The sequence below is a fragment of the uncultured Duncaniella sp. genome (assembly GCF_910578445.1).
Taxonomy (GTDB): Bacteria; Bacteroidota; Bacteroidia; order Bacteroidales; family Muribaculaceae; genus Duncaniella.
The window spans coordinates 201,300-222,649 of sequence record NZ_CAJTQC010000002.1 but is presented as its reverse complement, the minus strand read 5'-3'; the positions used below and the strand labels follow the sequence as shown (position 1 = coordinate 222,649).

Genomic DNA, 21,350 nt, shown 5'->3' with positions numbered 1-21,350 from the left:
GATTATGAGCTCAATGCAACAGAACATAGCAGATAGTGCCGGAAAGCTTTCGGCTCAGGCTGCAAAGGTAAGCGCCGAGGCTGCAGAAGTCGCTGCCAAAGCCCAGTTCAAAGCTGACAAACAGAAGATCGAAGAGACTGCCGCCGACGCAAAAGCGCAGGCAAAAGCCAATCTCAATAATGCCAAGGAAAGCATTGCCGACAAACTTTCCGATGCGAAAGATTCTATCTCCGACAAGCTGTCGGATGCCAAGGATTCTATCTCTGACAAGGTTGACGATCTCAAAGAGAAGGCCTCACCTCTGCTGGACAAAATCAAATCAGGGGCTGCAAGCGCACTCAACTCGATTGCAGACACCGCCTCCAATCTTGCCGACAAACTCGATTAGATTCTCTCTAATATCATAATTTACACATTTTTATCCTCCGCCCGCAACTATCCACCACCATCCTGCGGACGGGGGATTTTTCAATCAAAGAGATTCGGTCTCACTCCTTGTCTGCCGGCTGCTCAGTCTCTACCCGTATCAGGTCAAGACGTGTGGCACTTCTGGCCTTGATGGTGAAGGTGATGCCGTCAATCTCAATTCTCTCATCCTGAGCGGGAAGAGAGCCTGTCTCATGGATGATATATCCTGCCAGTGTCTGATATTCATCATCTTCCGGAATATCCAAGCGGAACTCGTCGCGGAGAGTACGGACTTCGATACGGCCTGAAAATTCAAACACACCGGGCTCGATTTCCGTGGCCGTAAATCTGGTTTTGTCGTGCTCATCCTGAATATCACCGAAGATTTCCTCGACGAGATCCTCGAGCGTCACAAGACCGGCTGTCCCGCCGAACTCATCGACGACAACTGCCATCGAACGCTTTTCACTGAGCAGACGGCGCATCATCGTATTTGCAAGGAGTGTGTCGGGTGCATAAAGGACTTCTTTTATATGCTCTTTCCAATTCCTCCCGGGATCGAAAAGCTCAGACACATGCACATAGCCAACGACATTGTCAATATCCTCCTTGTAGACCAGAATCTTGCTTCGTCCGGACGAGGTGAATAGTTCCGAGAGTTCTTCGCGTGTCGTGGTGTCGATGTCGACGGCCACAAGCTCATTGCGCGGAGCCATACAGTCGCGAAGCTGTGTGGTCGAGAAATCGAGCGCATTGTGAAAAATCTTCACTTCGTTTTCAACCTCCACCTCCTGAGGATTCTCAAGGTCGTCGATTTTAGTCTCAAGATAATCGTTAAGATCGGTTATTGACAACACGCCGAGACGCGTGTCCTCCGCCTTTATGCCGGCGAGCTTCATCAACATCTTCGACAGCCATGAAGTGAACCATGAGACGGGATAGAGCACGATGTAGAAAAAATAAACCGGCAAAGCGGATATTTTTAACGAAGTGTTCGGATTGATGCGGAAAATGGATTTCGGAAGAAACTCACCCGTAAAAAGAATCACCAAAGTGGAGACTATGGTCTGCAACACAAGTATTACAGCCTGATTGTCGGATATATTTGCTTCAATCCACGGTTCGAGCAGTGCAGCCGCCCCCATACCGTAGATGACAAGCATAATATTGTTGCCAACGAGTATGGTGGATATAAAGAAATCGGAATGGGAATAGTAGCGACCTATGATATTGTTGATCAGTCCGCCTCTGTTTGTATCAAGTCCGACCCTCACACGGTCAGCCGAGATATAGGCAATCTCGACACCCGAAAAGAGAGCCGAAAAACAGAGAGAGACTACGGATAGGATAATCCACGCTGTAAGTGTCATTTTTCAGATGCTTTTGTTATGCTGTCATTATCTTGCACCGGATTGTCATCATCTGACTCCTCGGGCTCACTATCTTCACTTTGAGAGGCTGATACCGCTCCACGGCCACCCGGACGGAAAGCTCCCGCAGGAAAGATTCCCGACACTTTCCGGATAGTATAGCGGGTCAGCTGCTCATTGGAATCAAATCCATAGCCCTCAAGCACCTTGTCAGGCCGTTCTATATGGATGAACGAATCGGAATAGAGCTTGTGCTGACGTTGATCCCAATAAAGCTGATTGGTGAGGAACTTCTCGTTCATCACATTGGTGATGTTGACATTCCCGTCAAGACGCCAAAGCTGCTTGTTCTTGAAGTAGACAGCAGAATCGGCCTCGACCGTCGCCTCACGACGGAAGAAATTGTCATATTTATCCAGATTCAGTCCTTCAGGGAAACTCCAGTAAGGCTCATCAACCTCATCGTAGACATACCATATCGGTGTGACGATGCGGAAGCGCGTGACCCCGGAATCCGAAATAAGAGTCTCGACATCGCGTGTGAGCATAGTCGGAGTCTTTGAGGCATCCACGTTGCCCATCCCTACCGGGTCGCTGTCCTTACATCCTGACACAACGACAGAGACAAGCAGCAGACACGCCACGGCTATGACCGGGAGCGAACGCATGGTCCGAAGTGTAGCGGAACGTTTCTTCATTATCCGAACGAGACTGCCACGCATCAACGCAACTTACTCTGGAAGAACCAGACCTGATTGAAGTTAATACCAAGTGTCACATGGAAATACTGCTCCTTCAGCAATGGATTGGGAGTCGCCTGCCGATTGATATACTCGAAACCGAGATTTATGACAGTCTTCTCTGAAGCGGCGGGCAATCCGACACCGCATGAAATACCGTAATCACGGACATGGTTACCTTCGACCATGATATAGTCACGGTTGTAATAGCCACCGGCACGGTAGGTGACACGCTTGAAATATCCGCCACGCGGATCAGGACGATAGCTCAAACCTGCGCCGATGCGCCAACGGTTGTCAAATTTTCCGGCTGAGAAGTTTTCAATCTGATGATACTTCGCTTTCGACCAGTTCTGATAGGTCACATCGACCTCGGCCTGCAGACGGTCGTTCCAGTCATAGGCAAGACCCGCGCCCCATGTCTCGGGAAGAGAGAACTTGTCGCGCAGCTTGACCACACCCGGAGCGATAGTGTCGGGCGTACCGGAGCTTGTATCGTGATATTTCAGCACATAAGTTTTTCCAAGAAGAGACTTGGAGGGCGAATATGTCACACCGAGCGTAAGAGCATTCTTGCGCGAAATACGGTAGGTGTATTGAAGACCGAACTGCAAATGATAGTCCTTCACCTCCATAATCTGTTCGAACAGAGACTGGGATGTCGATCCGGTCTGGCTCGCATATACGTCATTGTAGATGGTTCCGAACAGATAACTGATGTTGACACCGAGCGAGAGATTCTTCAACGGCATCACACCTGCACCGATGTAAAGCTGGTTAAGACCGCCTGTTCCCTGATGGGTTGAAACTCCGTTAGTAATCTCCGAACCAAACGAATAGCCGACCGATGAATAAGGGAGAAGACCGGCACTCACACCGACAATCTTACCGACAGGAAACTGCATGGTCACATAGTCAAGACCACCGCCCCAGTCATGATTGCTGCCGGTGTTGTCCTTGCGCCAGAAGAGTGACACATCCGTTCCCATATCGAACAGGAATGTCAGAGAGTCCATTCCTGCATATGCGGCAGGGTTCATTACATTGACTTGCCTGCCTGAACGCATGGCGTAGCCGACTCCACCCATCTGACGCTGAGCAGAGGTTGCATTGTCACGGAGAAGGCCATAGCCAAACTTCGAATACGGACTTGAGGTGTTCTGTGCTGAGAGCCCTGAGGCGGTCGCTACTGCAATAAGAGCGAGGATGAGAAGTGACTTAATTTTCATTGTATAGCAAAATTCTGTTTAACCCCTTGCTGGCCAGATGTTCATCGACGTGAACTTCAAAGTCGCAAAGAGATGCGAGATGATGGCCGCATCCTCCGCCAAGGACAACGACTGTATCCTTCGGGAGACGGCTACGATAATATCCTATTGAGGCGACAACACTGTAGACCGCGCCCAAGGTTATGGCTTCGGCTGTATCGCGGCCTATGATTGTGTCGCGGAGTAAACCCATCTGTTCAGGAAAAGGGACAAGAGGGAGACGTGCTGTAAACTGATTGAGAGCCTTCAGTTCCATCGTGATACCCGGCGCAATATTGCCACCACGGAAAGTCCCGGAAGCATCCACATAGTCATACGTCACCGCTGTTCCTGCATCTATGACAAGGATGTCACGACCCTTGAAATCGCTCCATGCCCCGACAGCCGCCGCGACGCGGTCGCTCCCAAGAGTGTTTGGCGTGGCATAGTCGATTTTTATCGGCAAAGGTGTCGATGGACTGAGACGATAGACGCAGCGTGAAAGATGGCTGAGTTTATTTATGACAGGTCCGTTATTCTGAACTACGGAACAATATATAGCACCCGACAATGGGCGACCATTCACAAAACTTTCAACCGACGAGGGTGTAAGACGGTCTTCGATGACTGAGTCAACGAGCTCTGTATCATTCCAAAATGTAATCTTGGCTTCGGAATTTCCCTGATCGATGGTTAAATAATTGGCCATTGTTGATTATTTGGGGGCAAAATTAGTCAAATTGCGGTAATTTCACCTCAAAATAAGAAGATTTTTAACGATTTGACTGCAAACGTGTGCAAGTGATGAACTATGCGATGGCATTTTACTTTCGTCAAGAAACCTATCAGGCTAAAACGCCACCCCTCTTGCCGCAATCATTTAAGCTTCTGACGCGGAATCATTATTGAAGTATAGAGCGTCAGGAATCCACCGGCCAGAGTAAACGCAAGCCAGTCCTTACCACCGGCGGAAGGGAGGAAAAGGAATACAGCTCCTACGATAAAAATAAGCGCTGTCCATATCTCCATATGCAACAGACGGCGCAGGCGCAAGGGCGCATCTTTGACACTCGGAGCGACAAAACGCCCTATCAGCAGTATCAGTGCTCCTGCCGCATAGAGATAGCGCATCCAGTCCTGAGCCACATGAATCAGCGGCAGAAAAGCGGCAATCATGACCGAAAGCAGTCCGACTGTCACCATTACGGTAGAGACGGTTTCCCGTCCTGATGATTTCTTTTTATTATCACTCATAAATATAGACGTCTTCGTCAGGATGTTGCATGTGGTATTGTTCACGGACTATACGTTCCATCGTCTCCTTGTCAGTATCGAGCGAATGGTTAAGTCCGCGGTAATATTCAAGAGTATCAGTCGATTCACTGATGGCGGCTTCCAGTTCGGTTATGCGGCGCTCCTGCTCGACAGTGCGCAGCAACGAGTTTTCATTGACAAACAACACAAGCACAGCCACTGTCACCGAAGCGAGCAATGTGAAAGAAAGATAGCGCTTACACCATGCATAAAAGTTGTTCATTGCCATAAGAGAATAGTATGAGGATTGAGATTTTTAATGTCAGGAGATTATAACTGTCAGAAGAAATCCTACAGCATAGACAAGCATAAGTACCGCCGTCATTCCAAGCAGCGGATTGAGCTCACGGCCCGAAAACCGCTTCAGACGTAAACACAGGAATATATGTCCGAGAAGATAGACCGCAGGTACAATCCACCAGAATCTGCCGGTCGACAGCCACGCAGGCAAAGTGAATGCAAGAGCATAGATGCCATTTGAACAATAGATCACTCTCATTGACAGCCGTCCAAGTCTGACTGCAAGAGTCTGCTTTCCGACAGCCCTGTCGTCGTCAATATCGCGATAGTTATTGACAATGAGCACATTCGCCCCCATCAGTCCGATACCGACCGAGGCGACACCCAGCCACCAACCCCATTCTCCGCCCATCAGGAGATATGTCAGGCAGACAGGGATAATGCCGAAAAAACAAACAACCGCGACTTCGCCAAGACCATGATGTGAAAGAGGATATGGCCCGGTACTGTAGGCCATAGCCCCAAGAGCCGTGAGAATACCGACGATAAACATCCACCAATAACCAAAAACAGCCACAAGAACACAACCCGTGACGCATGCTACGCCAAGGGTTGCGAATGTGGCATATTTCATTGATTCAGGTGAAATATCACCTTCGGTGACTCCACGTCGAGGACCGTCACGACCTACACGGTCAAGTCCGCTCTTGAAGTCATAATATTCATTGGCAAAGTTCGACGCAATCTGAGCCAGAAGGGCAAATATCAGGCATAGCATCGCAGGCATGAGACGGAAATGGTCCGTATTGATTCCGAGACCGACGGCATATATGACCCCCGCAAGCGACACGGGAAGTGTCCGAAGTCTCATCGCTTCAATCCAGCATGCAACCTTACTTCTGCCCATCTTCTTTTATATGCGTTTCTTATTTCGCGGGATAAAGCTCTTCGTATTTCGACGATATAGCCTTTGCAATCGCCTCCATCTCATCAGCGGGGAGCTGGGTCTTGTTGTGAAAATCCATGTCGGATTCCGAATTTATGGGAATGAGATGGATATGGGTATGAGGCACTTCAAGACCGATGACAGCCACTCCGACACGCTTGCAAGGAACAGCCTGCTCCATAGCCTTGGCCACTCGCTTTGCAAAAAGAGTCAGCGCGCTATAGTCATCATCCGACAGATTGAAGATATAGTCGTCCTCCACGCGCGGAATCACAAGGACATGCCCCGGAGCGACCGGATTGATGTCGAGAAATGCGTAGTGACGTTCGTCGGCTGCAATACGGTAAGACGGAATCTCGCCGGCTGCAATTTTACTGAAGATTGTCGACATTACCTGCGTATTTTAGAAATTGATTTCAACAATTTCAAATTTCATCAAGCCGGCAGGAACTTTTATCTCGACAACCTCACCGAGCTTGTGACCGAGAAGACCTTGGGCGATGGGAGTGCTCGAACCGATTTTCTTGTCCTTGAGGTCGGCCTCGGAGTCAGCGACGATAGTATATTCCATCATCATACCGTTGGCGGTGTTCTTGATTTTAACACGGTTGAGAATCTGCACTTCCTCGTTGTTGAGCTTGCTTTCGTCGATGATACGAGAGTTGGCCACGAGGTCTTTGAGCTGGGCGATTTTCATTTCAAGCATACCCTGAGCCTCCTTTGCGGCGTCATATTCGGAATTCTCCGAAAGGTCGCCCTTGTCACGGGCTTCAGCGATTGCGGCAGATATGCGGGGGCGTTCCACAGACTCGAGAAACGCGATTTCTTCCATTTTTTTCTTGTAACCTTCCTTGGTCATGTAAGTAATAGCCATGGTAGTGTAAACGTTTTGGTTATATTTATTTTAGTTATTATTAAAGCATAGTCAATCCGACAACTCCAGAGAGCGTCGGAAAGGTGATGAAGAGAGATTCCAAAATCTCAGGGACGATTAAAAAATAAGGAATCCCGACGCTTCTTATGGCAACGAGACCCTAACGGATACGGTTGATTTACAGCTTCCTGTATAATTACAGTAATAAAATCTGTATGTAATAATGGTCAAACGCTATCGTTTGACCGTTGCAAAGATAAGGACAATAATCCAATCCCCCAACCTGCCGACAGTCCATTTAACATTAATTGGCTAATAGATGCCATCAGCGACACCGGCCAAGGGAGCGTTCAAGCGCCCCGGATTCTCATGCCTGAATCATCGGCGATGATTGCGTGGATGGAAGGTCAGTATATCCGACCGCAGCGTCGAACGGTCAAGATGGATATAAATCTGCGTGGTGGCAATGGTTTCATGGCCAAGCATCTGCTGGATGGCGCGGAGATTGGCCCCACCCTCAAGCAGATGGGTCGCAAATGAATGGCGGAGGGTGTGAGGCGAGATGTTCTTACGGATACCGGCGGCTTCGGCAAGCGACTTGACAATCTGGAATATGCGCTCACGCGTGAGCTTTCCCCCGCGCCGGTTCAGAAAAAGGATATTCGCACAGTCAGGCTTTATCGGCAGACACTCACGGTCATGAAGATACTCGCTGATTTCGTAGACCGACACATCCGACATCGGGACCATCCGCTCCTTGTTGCCTTTACCCCTCACGACGAGATAGCCTTCATCCGCATAGACTTTTGAAATCTCCACATTTATAAGCTCGCTGACACGGAGTCCGCACCCGTAAAGGGTTTCCATCATGGCTCTGTCGCGCTGCGCCTCTGCCTTGTTGGGATCAATGGCCGAAATCATGGCATTGATTTCCTCGACAGTCAGCACCTCGGGCAAATGAAGCCCGATTTTCGGTGACTCAAGCAGTTCGGTCGGGTTCGGATTCAGATAGTCTTCGATGCTCAGAAATCTGAAAAAGGAACGCATGCCGGAGATGACACGAGCCTGCGAACGCTCTGCGATGCCAAGATCATGAAGCTCTCCGATAAAAAAGCGTAAAGTGTCAGGAGTCACATCACGCAGCTTACAGCCTGAATCCGAAAGATAGCCGAGCAGACGGCCCACGTCCGAGAGGTAGGCTTCCCGCGTATTGTCGGAAACTCCTTTCTCCATACGCAGGTAAAACTCATATTCTTTCAACAGTCTGTCGATGTCTGCAATCGGACGCATACTGGCCTTTACATGTATTATTATATCCCTCAGAAATTTACTTCAAAATTCTGACGCGGAAGGTCATGGCGACTTACCAATATTATCGCACGGCGATTATAGAAACTCATGCCCGACAGCAACAAGCCTCTTAGCCTGTCAGCCTCTTTCCCTGACGCGTTCATAAAAGCCACCGCTCCTTCTCTCCGGAATACACTTTCTATGAAATCCACATCGTCAAAGCTATCAGCCGACTGGATTATGCAGAGCATCGGCGTTTTGCGCTCCACGGTGAAATCAGCCTCCGCGACACGGTTGACATTAATCCGCGAATCAGCAAGCCTTACCGTGCGGGCTATGGCCTCGATAAAATCCATATCGCCGGACACGGACACATCTGTCGGCCGGAACTCACACACGAGGCGAAACGCAAGCGCAAGGCGGCCGAATCTCCTCCGGCTGCCGGCGATGCTCCTTAACTCACGATAGGCATAATACTCTCCGCTTTCCCGAAGCACACACGTGACGAACCTAAAGGCAAATGGCGAATGGATTCCGAATCCACGGCTTCGCCACGCCCTTTTGATGCGCCTGAACCCCGGAATCAGACGTTTAAGCCTTCTTTTCATCCGGCTTCCGGCCAATAAACTTTCCTGCACCGATGACGATTGCACCCAACAGCGCAAGATAGATTATCACGATTGAAACTGTGGCAAGTGTATCGGTCGTATGGAGCGACGGCGGATCGAAAGACATGACAATCTCATGATCACCGGCCGGCACACGCATAGCCCTCAGCACATAGTCGACACGTCCAAGCTCGACAGGTTTGCCATCGACAGTGGCAGTCCAGCCCCACGGGAAGAACACTTCCGAGAACACCGCCACACCGCCGTTGACACTGTGTGCCCGGTAGGTCAGACGGTTGGGGGCATAAGATGTCTCGACAATCGTATCGGCGGGCGAACCGGCAACGGACTGACCGAGTATCGACTCAAATTTCTTGTCGGCGACCGCTGTGAGACGCGGATCTATCTGAGAAAGCAAGGCCATCTCCTCGTCGGGAGTAGCCACGTAGTCGACATGTTCAACAAACCATGCGTTACCGTAGGCCTCAGGATTACGCAACACTTGTCCGTCCATCCCGACTATATAGCGGGCATTCAGCATGTTGAGCACATTCCAGTCGGCATCCGTCTCCGTGCCCCTCTGGAAATGCGAGAGATGACGGTCGATGAGATCCTGATAGCGGGTCAGTTTGGCTGCATGATATCCGCCGATCATCTTATGGTAGTATGACGGATCGGCACTGTTGAAGCGGGGGATGTCCATCACCCTGTAGTTCATTGACGTATCCTGAAGTATGGCCTCGTCGACAGGAGTCTTTGCGATAGGCGCTCCGACTGTAAGCTGTTTCGGGACAAAACTCTCATGGCTGACATAACGCTTGTTGACCATATAGAGATCGCCAAGCACGAGCAGCCCAAGGACCGCCACCGTGACACCTGTGCTGACTTTACGTCGCAGATAAGCGACAAGCATGCAACCGCCAAGCGCTACAATGAGGAAGCTACGGAGTGCATCGGAACTGACGAGCCCGAGACGAAGACTCTCGACAGCCGAGTAAATCGACGGATTCTGGAGACTGAACTGACGGGCCGTAGCCGCATCGTAGCCCTGCTGCATGAGAGAACTTGTGATATAATTATCAATTTCCCTGTCATTTTCTGAAATCGCACCGCCATATATCTCCGGAACGCAGAAGCCCAATGCGCATATAGCAAGCGTCACTCCGAAGCTCCACATCACCGGCTTGCGGTAGCGCTCCCATGCCTCTTTTTCGCTCAGAAGCTTCTGCAAGCCCATGACAGCGAGAAGCGGGATAGTGAATTCGGCTATGACGAGTATGCTTTCGACTGTTCGGAATTTTGAATACATCGGGACAACCGAAAGCATAATGTCGGTAAACACCATTGCATGCCGTCCCCATGCAAGCACTATCGAAAATACCGTCAGGACAAGCAACGCCCACTTCATCGGTCCTTTGACTATAAAACATGCCAGAAGGAAGAAAGCAAATATGAGCGCGCCGACATACACAGGGCCGTTAGTTCCTTCCGGATCACCGAAATATTGGCTCATATAGCTGAGATATTGCTGCTGCATCGCGTCAATCTTCCCTTCCGAAATCATTTTTTGCGCGTCGGGCAGCTCCGATAGACTCATCGCCACCATGCGACCTTTCTCCGGCTTGGCCGAAGCTCCACCCTTTACGTTGGGAATTACCAACGAGAATGTCTCGGATGGCTGGTAGCTGTATTGGGTTATATAGTCCTTGTCAAGACCGGCAGCCGTTGCGTTTGCGCCACCCTGAGCAGGCGACGACAGTTCGCTGTGCCGTCCTCTCATTGTCTCCTTGGCATATTCATATGTCAGATATAGGCTCGGAGCATTAGCGGCGACCGCCAGTCCGCCTGCAACGGCAAGCACAACGGTAGCGACGGCCCACTGGCGCAACTGGCTTTTTCTGACAGCCTCAATCAGACATGCAATCACTATGCCGAGAATCACAAACAGGAAATAGTATGTCATCTGGACATGGTTTGACGCAATCTGCATCATTGCAAAAAGTGCGGCCAACGCACCTCCGCTCAGATAACGTCCGCGATAGCAGAGTATCACTCCGGCGATTGTCGGCGGAATATAGGCAAGGGTAACGAATTTCCATATATGCCCCGCACCTATTATTATTATGAAGTAAGATGAAAAGCCATAGGCTATAGCACCGATAAGCGCCACATACCACCGCATTTTCATAGCGAGAAGCAGGATGAAAAATCCGACCATCATCATGGCTATCAGCGACGACGGCGACGGAAGTCCAAGACTCATGACACTGTTGATCCACTTGTAGAGATTGCTCGACGGATAGGATGGAGAAATCTGGAAAGTAGGCATACCGGAGAAAAGCGAGTTGGTCCACCGTGAGACTTCACCTGTCTGTTCGGCATAGGCCTTGGCTTCCTGACCGATAGCTATGCCCTGCTGCATGTCATGCTGACGGAGCTGGTTGCCTTCGGAAGCATCGGGATAGAAAAATGCGAATGCGATGATGGCAATCACTGCCAATCCGCCGAGAAATGTGAGTATCGAACGATATTTTTTTATAAAATCCTGCATCGGAATCTGTTATATGAATTGAGCGTTAAAATCTTGCACTAAACTTATTGCTTAAGGCATCCCGTCCGGTTATTTAACCGAGATGGCCAAGCCCCGGTCTCATTCCGCGGGACGAAGCTCCAACGGTAGTCCCTTTGGTGCGGCTGCGCTACTGTCGGTTTTCGCAACCGTGTCGGATTCGGCCGGCTTCGCGCCTACAAGAGAGCCATCCTGCATGGAATCATACTGGTTGAGTTTCTCCCTGAACGTCTTGGCTATCGAATCGAAATCAAGCTCGGGATTCCGGCTCATTGCCTTTTTGAAGGCCGCACGCGTATCTTTGGGGTTGACACTCAGCGCAATGTCATAGACATCCACGTACTTGCGCAACGTTTCGAGGTCACGGCGCGTTTCGCGTCTCTTCGACGCATCATTGTGGATTGACACAAACGCAGTCAGCACCTGCACGGTCTGTTCAGGTGTAAAATCGTCGACGAAAAGCGACATGCTGTCGGCCATCACTGAAGCCTGCTTCAGATTGCCTGCCGACAGAGCCTCTTCGAGCTGCGACTGCTGCACTTCAACCACTTCACCGGCGTCCGTGACAGAGACAGCCTTATCCGACCGTCCACAGCCTATCGTAGCCAGACAGCAAACTACTGTTATAATTGTAATTATACTCTTTTTCATAATGAAAAAACGAATCTTTATTCGCAAAGATACGTATTTTAATTGAAAAACTTTGCACGCAAAGTTTGAAACCTTGCCCACAAAGCTTTTTATTGCTTATCTTACTATCCTGTTGCGTCCTCGCATACCATGAATATCCGACAGAAGGCTACATCCACGATGAGCCCTGACCGCACAGACAAAACAAAAGCAGGAACCGCACTGATTGCGATTCCTGCCTGATTATTTATCTCTGAAACTTTCAGCAAATATTACTTGCCTGCAAGTTTCTGCTTGAGTTCAGCGAGAGCTGAGAGGTCACCGAGAGTGGTCTTTTCGAGAGGAGTGTTGAGGGCGGGAGCCTCTTCCTGACGACGGTTGCCACCGCGACGGTTGCCTGCTGCCTTCTTGGGAGCTTCTGCGCGTTCGCCCTTCTGCTCATCTTCGAAGATGCGGCTGTGTGAGAGGATGATGCGCTTGCTGTCCTTGTTGAATTCGATAACCTTGAAGTTGAGCTTCTCGTCAACCTGAGCCTTAGAGCCGTCTTCCTTAACGAGGTGCTTGGGAGTTGCGAAGCCTTCTACACCGTAGGGGAGAGCGATGACCGCACCCTTTTCAACCATCTCGATGATAGTTCCTTCGTGGATTGAACCAACGGTGAAGACTGTTTCAAATACATCCCAGGGATTCTCTTCGAGCTGCTTGTGGCCGAGTGAGAGACGACGGTTGTCCTTGTCGATTTCGAGAACCTGAACGTCGATGTCAGCACCGATCTGAGTGAACTCGCTGGGGTGCTTAACCTTCTTGGTCCAAGAGAGGTCGCTGATGTGGATAAGACCGTCAACGCCTTCTTCGATTTCAACGAATACGCCGAAGTTAGTGAAGTTGCGCACCTTTGCAGTGTGCTTGCTTCCGACGGGATATTTGGTTTCGATATTTTCCCAAGGATCGTTCTTAAGCTGCTTGAGACCGAGCGACATCTTGCGGTCCTCGCGGTCGAGGGTGAGGATGACAGCTTCGATTTCGTCGCCAACCTTGAGGAAGTCCTGAGCTGAACGGAGGTGCTGGCTCCAAGACATTTCGCTCACGTGGATGAGACCTTCAACGCCGGGAGCGATTTCTACGAATGCACCGTAGTCAGCCATGACAACTACGCGGCCCTTAACCTTGTCGCCAACCTTGAGGTTTGCGTCGAGGGCATCCCAGGGATGGGGCTGGAGCTGCTTGAGACCGAGAGCGATGCGCTTCTTCTCGTCGTCGAAGTCGAGGATAACGACATTGAGCTTCTGGTCGAGCTGAACCACTTCTTCGGGATGGCTTACGCGGCCCCAAGAGAGGTCAGTAATGTGGATGAGGCCGTCTACGCCGCCGAGGTCGATGAACACACCGTAGCTGGTGATGTTCTTGACAGAACCCTCGAGCACCTGACCCTTTTCGAGCTTGGCGATGATTTCGCGCTTCTGCTGTTCGAGTTCGGCCTCGATGAGTGCCTTGTGGCTGACAACCACGTTCTTGAATTCTTGATTGATCTTCACGACCTTGAACTCCATTGTCTTGCCAACGAAGATATCGTAGTCGCGGATGGGCTTCACGTCGATCTGTGAGCCGGGGAGGAAGGCTTCGATGCCGAAAACATCGACAATCATGCCACCCTTTGTGCGGCACTTGATGTAGCCCTTGATGACTTCGTCCTTCTCGAGAGCCTCGTTGATGCGGTCCCAAGAACGGGCAGCACGAGCCTTGCGGTGAGAAAGAATGAGCTGACCCTTCTTGTCTTCCTGATTTTCAATGAAGACCTCTACAGTGTCGCCCACCTTGATGTCGGGGTTGTAGCGGAATTCGCTCATGGGGATGATGCCGTCGCTCTTGTAGCCGATGTTAACCACAGCCTCACGCTTGTTGAGCGCGATGATGGTACCTTCGATTACGTCCTTGTCACGCACGGTATTGAGCGATTCATCATAGGTTTTGGTAAGCTCCTCGCGGGTCTTTTCACCCTTGGTCTCACCGTTTGCATACGCTTCCCAATCGAAGTCAGCGATCGGGGAGTTTTTTACTTCTTCAGTCATTAAAAAATGGGGTTAATAAATAAGGTTAATTCTATGCCCGCGGGCAGATGTCCGCGGAGCGCTGCAAAGTTAGCAATAATATTCCAATCTACAAGCATTTACCCGACGGATTTTTTCAGCAAGTTTCCAACTTTTCTTCAAAAACATCCCGAAAACATCTGCGTGTCATGCGGTGGCTTCAGCCGACCTTTGTCCCGAAGGGGAAAAGCGCGAGTTTCATAAGCTTGAAATGCTGCATGCCGAACGGGATACCGACAACAGTCACACAGAAGATTATCCCCCACAGAAGATGGGTCAGGGCAATAGGGATTCCTCCGACAAACCACCAGACCACGTTCATCACCCCGGCGAGACAACCCGACGGCCAGCCATCATCGGTAATCTCCGTCCCGAAAGGCCACAACGCCACTCGTGCAAGCTTAAACGTCTGCAAACCGAACGGAATACCTATAATAGTAATCATCATTGCCACACTCGAAACAGCGTATTCAACGGCGACCATAAGCCCGCCAAACACAATCCATATTATATTAAACACTAAATTCATAAGTCACATACTTTTATGTAAACATTTTAATTTTATTAAACATCCTGAAATTACAGTAGATGAATATTGGACATATCTACCATAGAAATAGTAAATTTACGACTATATAACCAAATTTGCAAAGAATTTACGTATTTTTGCAGATGGAAATACACTTCAATTTTCGGTTTGAGCAATATCATGCTTAGAAATTCAGTGCGATACATATTAGCTACAATCCTGATTTTCACATCAGGACACATTCTTCACGCCCAGTCAACACCTTGCGATTCACTTCCGCGCAGTTCCACGCGCTGGATTAACCAGCTTATCGAAAACGGTTTCCATATCAACGACTCTTCCATCTGCTATCCGGCATTTCCGCGTTTTGCCCTCAACGTCTACAACTGGGGCGACAAGACTTTCAACTCCTACGACAAGAACTATGTCGTCGGGACAGGGAAAAACTGGAAACTCCAAGGCAAAAACTACGGATGGATCGAGACACAGACCTTGCTTTTTCCTAAAAATTCATTCATTTCGATGCACTCCAACCTCTATTCCGATGCCGGTGCATATCTCAGCTTCATGGCTGTGAGCGTCGGATACATGTGGAACATCGACAAACTTTTTGACCGAAATACCCAACGCCACACTTTCAACTTCGACTTCACATGCTCCCGGTTTTTCATAAACTACAGCAAGGTATCATCTGAAGGCGGAATGATTCTCACCCGACTCGGCGACTATAACGACGGTAAAAATTTCCGGTATGATTTCGATGATGTCAACATCACCACTGCCAACCTCGACGCATACTATTTCTTCAACCACTACAAATACTCACACGCAGCAGCCTATACATTCTCCAAATATCAGCTGCGCACATCGGGAACTGCCATAGCAGGCATCACATGTGGCGAACAGAACATCCACATGAATTTCGAGAACCTTCCACAAGATATGCTTGATGCCCTACCGCTTGACACCCCGAGATATACATTCCACTATCGCGACATAGCAGTGCTCGGCGGTTATGCCCGGAACTGGGCGCTGAAACCACGCAAATGGCTTCTCAATCTCACCGCTATGGGCGCTTTAGGCTACAAGCGCACATATGAAGATGCGACAGACGGCGTCCGCAATATGGTTGCGAATAGCTACCGGCTGTCGCTAAGCTGTGTCTATAACCACGGAGCGCTTTTCGCCTCCGCACAGGCAAGATCACACGGTTCTCTTTATTACAATTCAAATTTCACCCATTTCAGCACCTTCTCTTCGCTGACACTCATTGTCGGGATGCGATTCTGAAACAGGCACGACGGCATCTCCCTGCGACCTGCGTCCCTGAGCGAAATAACGGAGCGCCACAGCAGTGACAAAATACAATCCGGTCAGAGCCCAAAGCCCCCAATAGTAATGGCCGAGGTGCGAGATGGTCGAACCGTTGCTGTTGATACGTATCAAAGCTTCCATGCCAAGTGTCGACGGGATTAGCTCCGAAATCATATACCAGAACTTATTGAACGCATATCGAGGCCATGTGAGTCCCGATAGGAACAGGAAAACGACAGAGGTGAAGACGATGACAAGAAGACTCGACTCCCTCTCTCTGACAAAAATCTGCAAAGTCTGTCCAAGGAAGGTCGTGGCAAGAAGAAACACGAACACCACAGGCATGAAATTCCAGAACGTCCCCACATGGGGCAGCGCGAACATATAAGGGATTATCTCAAGTATATAGTAGGCCAACGGGATATAGACCATCATGTAACACAGCGACTTGCCAAGCACCGTGGCAAGAGGCCCGGCATTGTAGTCGAGAGGGTCGACACCTCCGTTACGACGGCGGCGGTCACGAGAAGTACCGGCAATCATTGTGATGCCGAGAAGCATGCTCTGCTGCAGAATAAGCACGACGATACCCGGCATGACAAACGATGCAAAACCTTGAGTGACATCACCAAGGAAATTGGCCTGTGAGTTGACCGGCAGACCTTCTATCGTGCTGGTTATCAGCCCTCCTTGTGAAAGGCGCTGAGATGTGATGCGCAATGTCTCATTCATCTGCACGTCGGTGATGGAAAACAGATACTGACGATAGCGCAACAATAGCGACATGTCGCAGTAGAACGAAGCGACAGCCTGCTCGCCACGGCCCAACTTGCGGGCATAGTCAGCCGGAATCTCGATTACACCGTAACACTTCTTCTCATGCCATGCACGTTTGGCCTCGTTTATGTCCGAAGCATAACCGATAACATTGATTGACTGCGTCGCCCCAAGTTCCCTCACAAGCTCCCGGCTCTCGGCGCTACGTGAGTTATCGACGACAACGGTGTCCATCTTCTTGACCACTTCCGGATTATATATCAGGGTGTAGACGATAGGATATGCGATTGGAAGTCCGAAGAAGAACAACAGCACACCTATATCGGTAAACACAAGACGAGTCTCCCGACGCCATACCCGGAATAATCTTTTTATCCAGTTCATATTATTTATCTATCTTTAAACGACTTGTGACTAAGGCACGTAAACAGGATTTTCAAGCCGCTTGGCAAGCCTTCGCAATCCCAATGCAGGCAACAGAAGGAAGGCAAGAAGAGCAATGTAGTAAAAGCGGGAATAATAGAGAGGAATGCCATTAAGAGCCTGATCGATGTAAATCAGGAAATAATAGCGTATGGGGACAAGATATGAAAAAATAGCGACTCCGCCATACATCTTTTCGACCGGGAACGAAAATCCTGCAATCGAGAAGCACAGAATGCCGGTCAGCGAGACAATGCTCATCGCTATACGCAGATTCGGAAGCATCTCGGCTATAAAAGTAGCGAACGCCTGACAGGCCATCACGAGCAACAGCATCGCGAAAATCATGTTGAGAGGATGACAGTTAAGCGGAAATCCGAGAAAACCGAACATCACAGCCTGCATGGCCACTCCCACTGAAGTGAAAATCACAGTCTGCGGCAACAGTTTTCCGGCAAGCGCCACAGCCATATTTCCGCGAGCCATCCTCAGCCATTCGACCGACGTACCGGTCTTGTTTTCCTGACAGATGCTGAATACTGTCATCAGCAACACAATGAGCGCCAGAAGACAAGGGATAAACGACGGGCTGAGATAAATCGCATAGTTCAGCCACGGATTATTGAGCGGATGACTGCGTATCACCACCGGCTGCAACATCGCCCCGACAGTCTGTTCATTTGCACCCATGCCGACAAGCGTGGTCTTAACAATACCGCCGCTCGTCGATACGGCAATGGTCTTGAACCCCTTGAACGAAAGCGAGCCGGGAACGAAAATCGTCATGTTTGAATAAAACGACAATGTAGGAGTCTCCCCCCCGATAGCCTTTTTCTGGAAATCGGACGGGATATAAAAGAAACCGTATATTTCGCCACCCTTCACCTTCTCAATGGCATCGTGGAAACTCTCGGCATCAGCTGTGATGTCGATGAGTTCGCTCGCGTTGAGCGAACGACACACCTTGCGTGAGAGCGAAGTGCGGTCGAGATCGACCACTCCTACCGGGATTTTCAACGGCAGCCCCTCGCCCATAAGGTTAAGGAAGAAGAAGGTGAAACCGACAGGGACAATCAGCATCATGAAGATATAAATCTTCCTCGATGTGAGCCGACGTAGTTCGCGTTTTATTATCTGTAGCAACATGGGGAACTTCTGATTAGAAACAACTCTGAGGAGAAAGGACTGACGGACAGTGGTTGACTATTTGAAATATACGACACTCATGCCCGGACGTAAGGCCGGAATCGTGTCAAGAGTGCGGGCCTTCACCTCGAAGGTCTTGCTGTCCCATTGTCCGGTAGCCTTTGTGGCCTGCCATGTGGCATACGTACCGAGGTCACGGATATAGTAGATTTTGGCCTTTGTCTTTTTCTGGTCAAGAGCAGGAATCATAATCTCGATTTCTCCGCCCATAGGCATGTCGTTGAGCAGCTCCTCGCGGACATTGAACGTAACCCATTTGTCGCTAAGTTTCAATAGGCTCATGATAGGAGCGCCAAGCGACACGAGTTCACTTTCCTCCGGATAGACGGCATCAATCTGTCCGTCGCACGGAGCAAGAAGATACTGGTCTTCGAGAAGACTCTGCACTTCGGCCACTCCGCCTTTTGCGACATTGACCATAGCCGCAGCGCTTTCCTTATCTTCCTTCTGAGCGCCGGAAACCGCAAGATCGAGCTGGCTCTGGGCTGCCTTGTGGGCAGCAACGGCAGCATCGTAGGCAGCCTTGGCCTCATCACGCTTCTGTTCGGACACCACACCCTCGTTAAACAGATTCTGCATTCTCGTGTAGGTCTTCTGGGTAATACCGACAGCCGCCTCAGCCTGACTGACCAAATCGCGGGCAGCCTGCACGATCTGCTTGCGTGTACCGGCATCGACCTTCTGGTTCTGCGTACGGGCTACGGTCTCCATTCCTTCCGCCTGCATAAGCTTGGCATCGGCAAGCGACGAATGGATATGGACAAGAGTATCACCGGCCTTGACAAGATCTCCTTCGTGGGCATAGATTTTCACTACGCGTCCGGGGAGCTTGCCGGAGATGCGGATGGATGTTGCGTCGGCCTGTCCTTCGACAATGTCCTTAGGCTTATTAAGGAAACAGAAACCGATTATCGCAAGCACTATACAGATGACCACCATTATGCCCATGGCCACCATGAGGATTTTGTTTTCGCGCTGTTCGGGTGTAGCAGCGGGACTGTTTTTTATATCTGACATGATTTCAGGAAATGTTATGAGGTTGATGTTTCATTTTTATTTTTTCGGATTCATTCGACAGCCGGCGCACTGACATCGAGCCGACCGAGCACCTTGTTGAGATATACGTCACACAGATATACGTCTATCCGTGCATCGACATTCTCGGAATGAGCCTTAAGCCAAGCGGTCTGCGCTTCCATCACATTGTCGACCGTCATCACTCCGTCACGGAAACCCACTTCGGCACAACGCAGATTCTCGTCAGCCTTTTCAAGATTAGCTTCCGTCATGTTGAATGTCTTCACCGCCTCCTGAGCCTTGAAAGAAGCCTGATTGACCTGAAGGTCTATCATATCCTTGGCGTTATCAAGCTCCAGACGTGCGGCAACGGTCTGTGCCTTTGCCGCGCGCACTTTATTATAATTGCCACCCCAGTGCCAGATGGGCACTGTCAGCATCGCGCCGACAGAAAACATTCCGGAGAATTTCTTCTCGAAACCGTCAAACATATTTGGGTTGGAAAAAGAATATGACCCTACCAGCGCAAGGTTAGGCATCATCGAGGCACGTGCCAGATTCTCCTTCTCCTTATATATCTTCACACCCAGCTCGAGCGCGCGGAGATCTTCGCGCGCAGAATAGACATCCTGCATATTGTATGACTTGGCAATCGGGGCTGTCGCACTGATTGTCTCCGCGTCCTCATCGGCAAGAGTCAGCATCGTATGAACCGGCAGACCGCACACCTGAGCAAGCGCCATGCGTGAAAGCACAAGTCCGTTTTCAACCTTTGTCAAGTCAACCTGAGCTGAATTCAGCTTGACATCGACAGTGAGCTGGTCGCGCTTGGTGGCCACACCCTGCTCTACCATGAGCGATACGTTATGGCTCAGGGTATCGAGAAGATTGACGAAGCTCACCGCAAGTTTATGCTTCGCTTTCAGCGAAACCACCTGCCAATAGGCGGCGTCGACCGCATAGACCACATCTTGAGCGGCATTGTCGTGCATCGCACGTGCAAGATTTTCCGCATAGCCTGTAATCTTGTTCATAGCCACAATCTTTCCGCCCATGAAAATCGGCTGTGTCAGCGTGACAGCACCAAAAAACACATTGTGCAAGTCGTAGCTAAGCGCCTCTTTTGGCAGATAGGCCATCTGTTCGGGAATAGGCTTGCCATTGACCAATACCGGCTCGCCGGTCACAGGGTTCTTGACAAGACCGAACTCATAGTCCTGTTTTTCAATATTGAATGTCTTGACAGGGAGCAGCTGGTCAGAACCAAAAACCGACACGCCTTTCTGATTGTACATATAGCCGCCGGCAAAATCAATCGCAGGCAGATAGGCGGCAAAAGCCTGATCCTTCTCGTAGCCGGCCACCTTGATTTGCTGGGCCGACTTCCTCAGATTCTTGTTATTGGAAAGAGCCATCTCCCGGCATTGCTCAAGTGTCACAACACTACCGTCGGGCACTGCTGTTGTCTGGGCAGCAGCGCCGAGAGCATACAGGCCAAATAGCGACAGGAAAAATCTTCTTATTACCATAATTTATTTGGAAACTTAGTTGAAACGTCAAATCGCCCATATATCAGGATGATTGACAAACGGGCTTGCAAATATAACCTCTTTTGAAGATTAAAAGTTTATTTTAACTTAATGTTTTTAATCCCGATTCGACGAATTTTGGTCAATTTTTTCCTTAGCCTATAAATAACATAACGGATTAGCGACCAAACGGTCAACCAATCCGTTATGTAACCTATGAAATGTGATTCCC

The 21,350-nt window shown here is 49.8% G+C and carries 21 protein-coding genes; 2 read left to right on the top strand and 19 right to left on the bottom strand.

What is annotated here, in order from left to right; translation table 11 throughout:
- Positions 1 to 4 precede the first annotated feature (4 nt).
- Entirely contained in the window at positions 5 to 388 is a 384-nt protein-coding gene (locus tag QZ311_RS02180; protein ID WP_297063408.1) for a hypothetical protein, read from the top strand.
- A gap of 100 nt (positions 389 to 488) precedes the next feature.
- Here QZ311_RS02180 and QZ311_RS02175 read toward each other — a convergent pair whose 3' ends face one another.
- The 15 genes from QZ311_RS02175 to QZ311_RS02105 form a co-directional block, all read right to left on the bottom strand.
- Entirely contained in the window at positions 489 to 1,778 is a 1,290-nt protein-coding gene (locus QZ311_RS02175; RefSeq protein ID WP_297063406.1) for a hemolysin family protein, read from the bottom strand.
- A complete protein-coding gene (gene lptC / locus QZ311_RS02170; RefSeq protein ID WP_297063404.1) occupies positions 1,775 to 2,476 on the bottom strand; it encodes an LPS export ABC transporter periplasmic protein LptC in 702 nt (233 codons plus the stop codon). Before lptC ends, QZ311_RS02175 begins: the two co-directional genes overlap by 4 nt.
- A 23-nt stretch (positions 2,477 to 2,499) precedes the next feature.
- Positions 2,500 to 3,747, bottom strand: a complete 1,248-nt coding sequence (locus QZ311_RS02165; RefSeq protein ID WP_297063402.1) for a hypothetical protein — start codon at positions 3,745 to 3,747, stop codon at positions 2,500 to 2,502.
- The gene (locus tag QZ311_RS02160) at positions 3,737 to 4,474 is read right to left on the bottom strand and encodes a type III pantothenate kinase (protein ID WP_297063399.1); all 738 of its coding nucleotides are present in this window, start codon (positions 4,472 to 4,474) and stop codon (positions 3,737 to 3,739) included. The genes QZ311_RS02165 and QZ311_RS02160 overlap by 11 nt, the downstream gene beginning before the upstream one ends.
- Before the next feature lie 167 nt (positions 4,475 to 4,641).
- A complete protein-coding gene (locus tag QZ311_RS02155) occupies positions 4,642 to 5,019 on the bottom strand; it encodes a hypothetical protein (protein ID WP_297063397.1) in 378 nt (125 codons plus the stop codon).
- Positions 5,012 to 5,302 (bottom strand): septum formation initiator family protein, encoded by a 291-nt coding sequence (locus tag QZ311_RS02150; RefSeq protein ID WP_297063395.1) that lies wholly within the window; start codon positions 5,300 to 5,302, stop codon positions 5,012 to 5,014. Before QZ311_RS02150 ends, QZ311_RS02155 begins: the two co-directional genes overlap by 8 nt.
- Before the next feature lie 39 nt (positions 5,303 to 5,341).
- Positions 5,342 to 6,226 (bottom strand): 1,4-dihydroxy-2-naphthoate octaprenyltransferase, encoded by an 885-nt coding sequence (gene menA / locus QZ311_RS02145; protein ID WP_297063393.1) that lies wholly within the window; start codon positions 6,224 to 6,226, stop codon positions 5,342 to 5,344.
- Positions 6,227 to 6,245: 19 nt separating this feature from the next.
- Positions 6,246 to 6,656, bottom strand: a complete 411-nt coding sequence (locus QZ311_RS02140; protein ID WP_297063391.1) for an HIT family protein — start codon at positions 6,654 to 6,656, stop codon at positions 6,246 to 6,248.
- Positions 6,657 to 6,668: 12 nt separating this feature from the next.
- Positions 6,669 to 7,139, bottom strand: a complete 471-nt coding sequence (greA, locus tag QZ311_RS02135) for a transcription elongation factor GreA (RefSeq protein WP_297063389.1) — start codon at positions 7,137 to 7,139, stop codon at positions 6,669 to 6,671.
- A 378-nt stretch (positions 7,140 to 7,517) separates the two neighbouring features.
- Complete coding sequence (gene xerD, locus QZ311_RS02130; RefSeq protein WP_297063387.1) at positions 7,518 to 8,429, bottom strand: site-specific tyrosine recombinase XerD; 912 nt, start codon at positions 8,427 to 8,429, stop codon at positions 7,518 to 7,520.
- Positions 8,430 to 8,458: 29 nt separating this feature from the next.
- Entirely contained in the window at positions 8,459 to 9,037 is a 579-nt protein-coding gene (locus QZ311_RS02125) for a hypothetical protein (RefSeq protein WP_297063385.1), read from the bottom strand.
- A complete protein-coding gene (locus QZ311_RS02120; RefSeq protein ID WP_297063382.1) occupies positions 9,021 to 11,588 on the bottom strand; it encodes a YfhO family protein in 2,568 nt (855 codons plus the stop codon). Before QZ311_RS02120 ends, QZ311_RS02125 begins: the two co-directional genes overlap by 17 nt.
- A gap of 99 nt (positions 11,589 to 11,687) precedes the next feature.
- Complete coding sequence (locus QZ311_RS02115; protein WP_297063380.1) at positions 11,688 to 12,257, bottom strand: hypothetical protein; 570 nt, start codon at positions 12,255 to 12,257, stop codon at positions 11,688 to 11,690.
- Between the two features lie 251 nt (positions 12,258 to 12,508).
- The gene (rpsA, locus tag QZ311_RS02110; protein ID WP_297063377.1) at positions 12,509 to 14,305 is read right to left on the bottom strand and encodes a 30S ribosomal protein S1; all 1,797 of its coding nucleotides are present in this window, start codon (positions 14,303 to 14,305) and stop codon (positions 12,509 to 12,511) included.
- Between the two features lie 178 nt (positions 14,306 to 14,483).
- Positions 14,484 to 14,852 carry a YccF domain-containing protein gene (locus QZ311_RS02105; RefSeq protein WP_297063375.1) on the bottom strand — a complete coding sequence of 123 codons (369 nt, stop codon included), beginning with the start codon at positions 14,850 to 14,852 and terminating at the stop codon, positions 14,484 to 14,486.
- A 180-nt stretch (positions 14,853 to 15,032) separates the two neighbouring features.
- On the opposite strand from QZ311_RS02105, the gene QZ311_RS02100 reads away from it, so the two are divergent.
- Positions 15,033 to 16,142 (top strand): DUF4421 domain-containing protein, encoded by a 1,110-nt coding sequence (locus QZ311_RS02100; RefSeq protein WP_297063373.1) that lies wholly within the window; start codon positions 15,033 to 15,035, stop codon positions 16,140 to 16,142.
- Here the strand turns inward: QZ311_RS02100 and QZ311_RS02095 are convergent.
- From QZ311_RS02095 to QZ311_RS02080, 4 genes are read right to left on the bottom strand one after another with little or no spacing between them, the layout of a single operon-like run.
- Complete coding sequence (locus QZ311_RS02095; protein WP_297063371.1) at positions 16,080 to 17,327, bottom strand: ABC transporter permease; 1,248 nt, start codon at positions 17,325 to 17,327, stop codon at positions 16,080 to 16,082. The genes QZ311_RS02100 and QZ311_RS02095 overlap by 63 nt on opposite strands.
- Before the next feature lie 30 nt (positions 17,328 to 17,357).
- The gene (locus QZ311_RS02090) at positions 17,358 to 18,512 is read right to left on the bottom strand and encodes an ABC transporter permease (RefSeq protein ID WP_297063368.1); all 1,155 of its coding nucleotides are present in this window, start codon (positions 18,510 to 18,512) and stop codon (positions 17,358 to 17,360) included.
- Between the two features lie 57 nt (positions 18,513 to 18,569).
- On the bottom strand, positions 18,570 to 19,589 hold the full coding sequence (locus QZ311_RS02085; protein WP_297063366.1) for an efflux RND transporter periplasmic adaptor subunit: 1,020 nt from the start codon (positions 19,587 to 19,589) through the stop codon (positions 18,570 to 18,572).
- A 50-nt stretch (positions 19,590 to 19,639) separates the two neighbouring features.
- Positions 19,640 to 21,118 carry a TolC family protein gene (locus QZ311_RS02080; RefSeq protein ID WP_297063364.1) on the bottom strand — a complete coding sequence of 493 codons (1,479 nt, stop codon included), beginning with the start codon at positions 21,116 to 21,118 and terminating at the stop codon, positions 19,640 to 19,642.
- Positions 21,119 to 21,350: the final 232 nt, after the last annotated feature.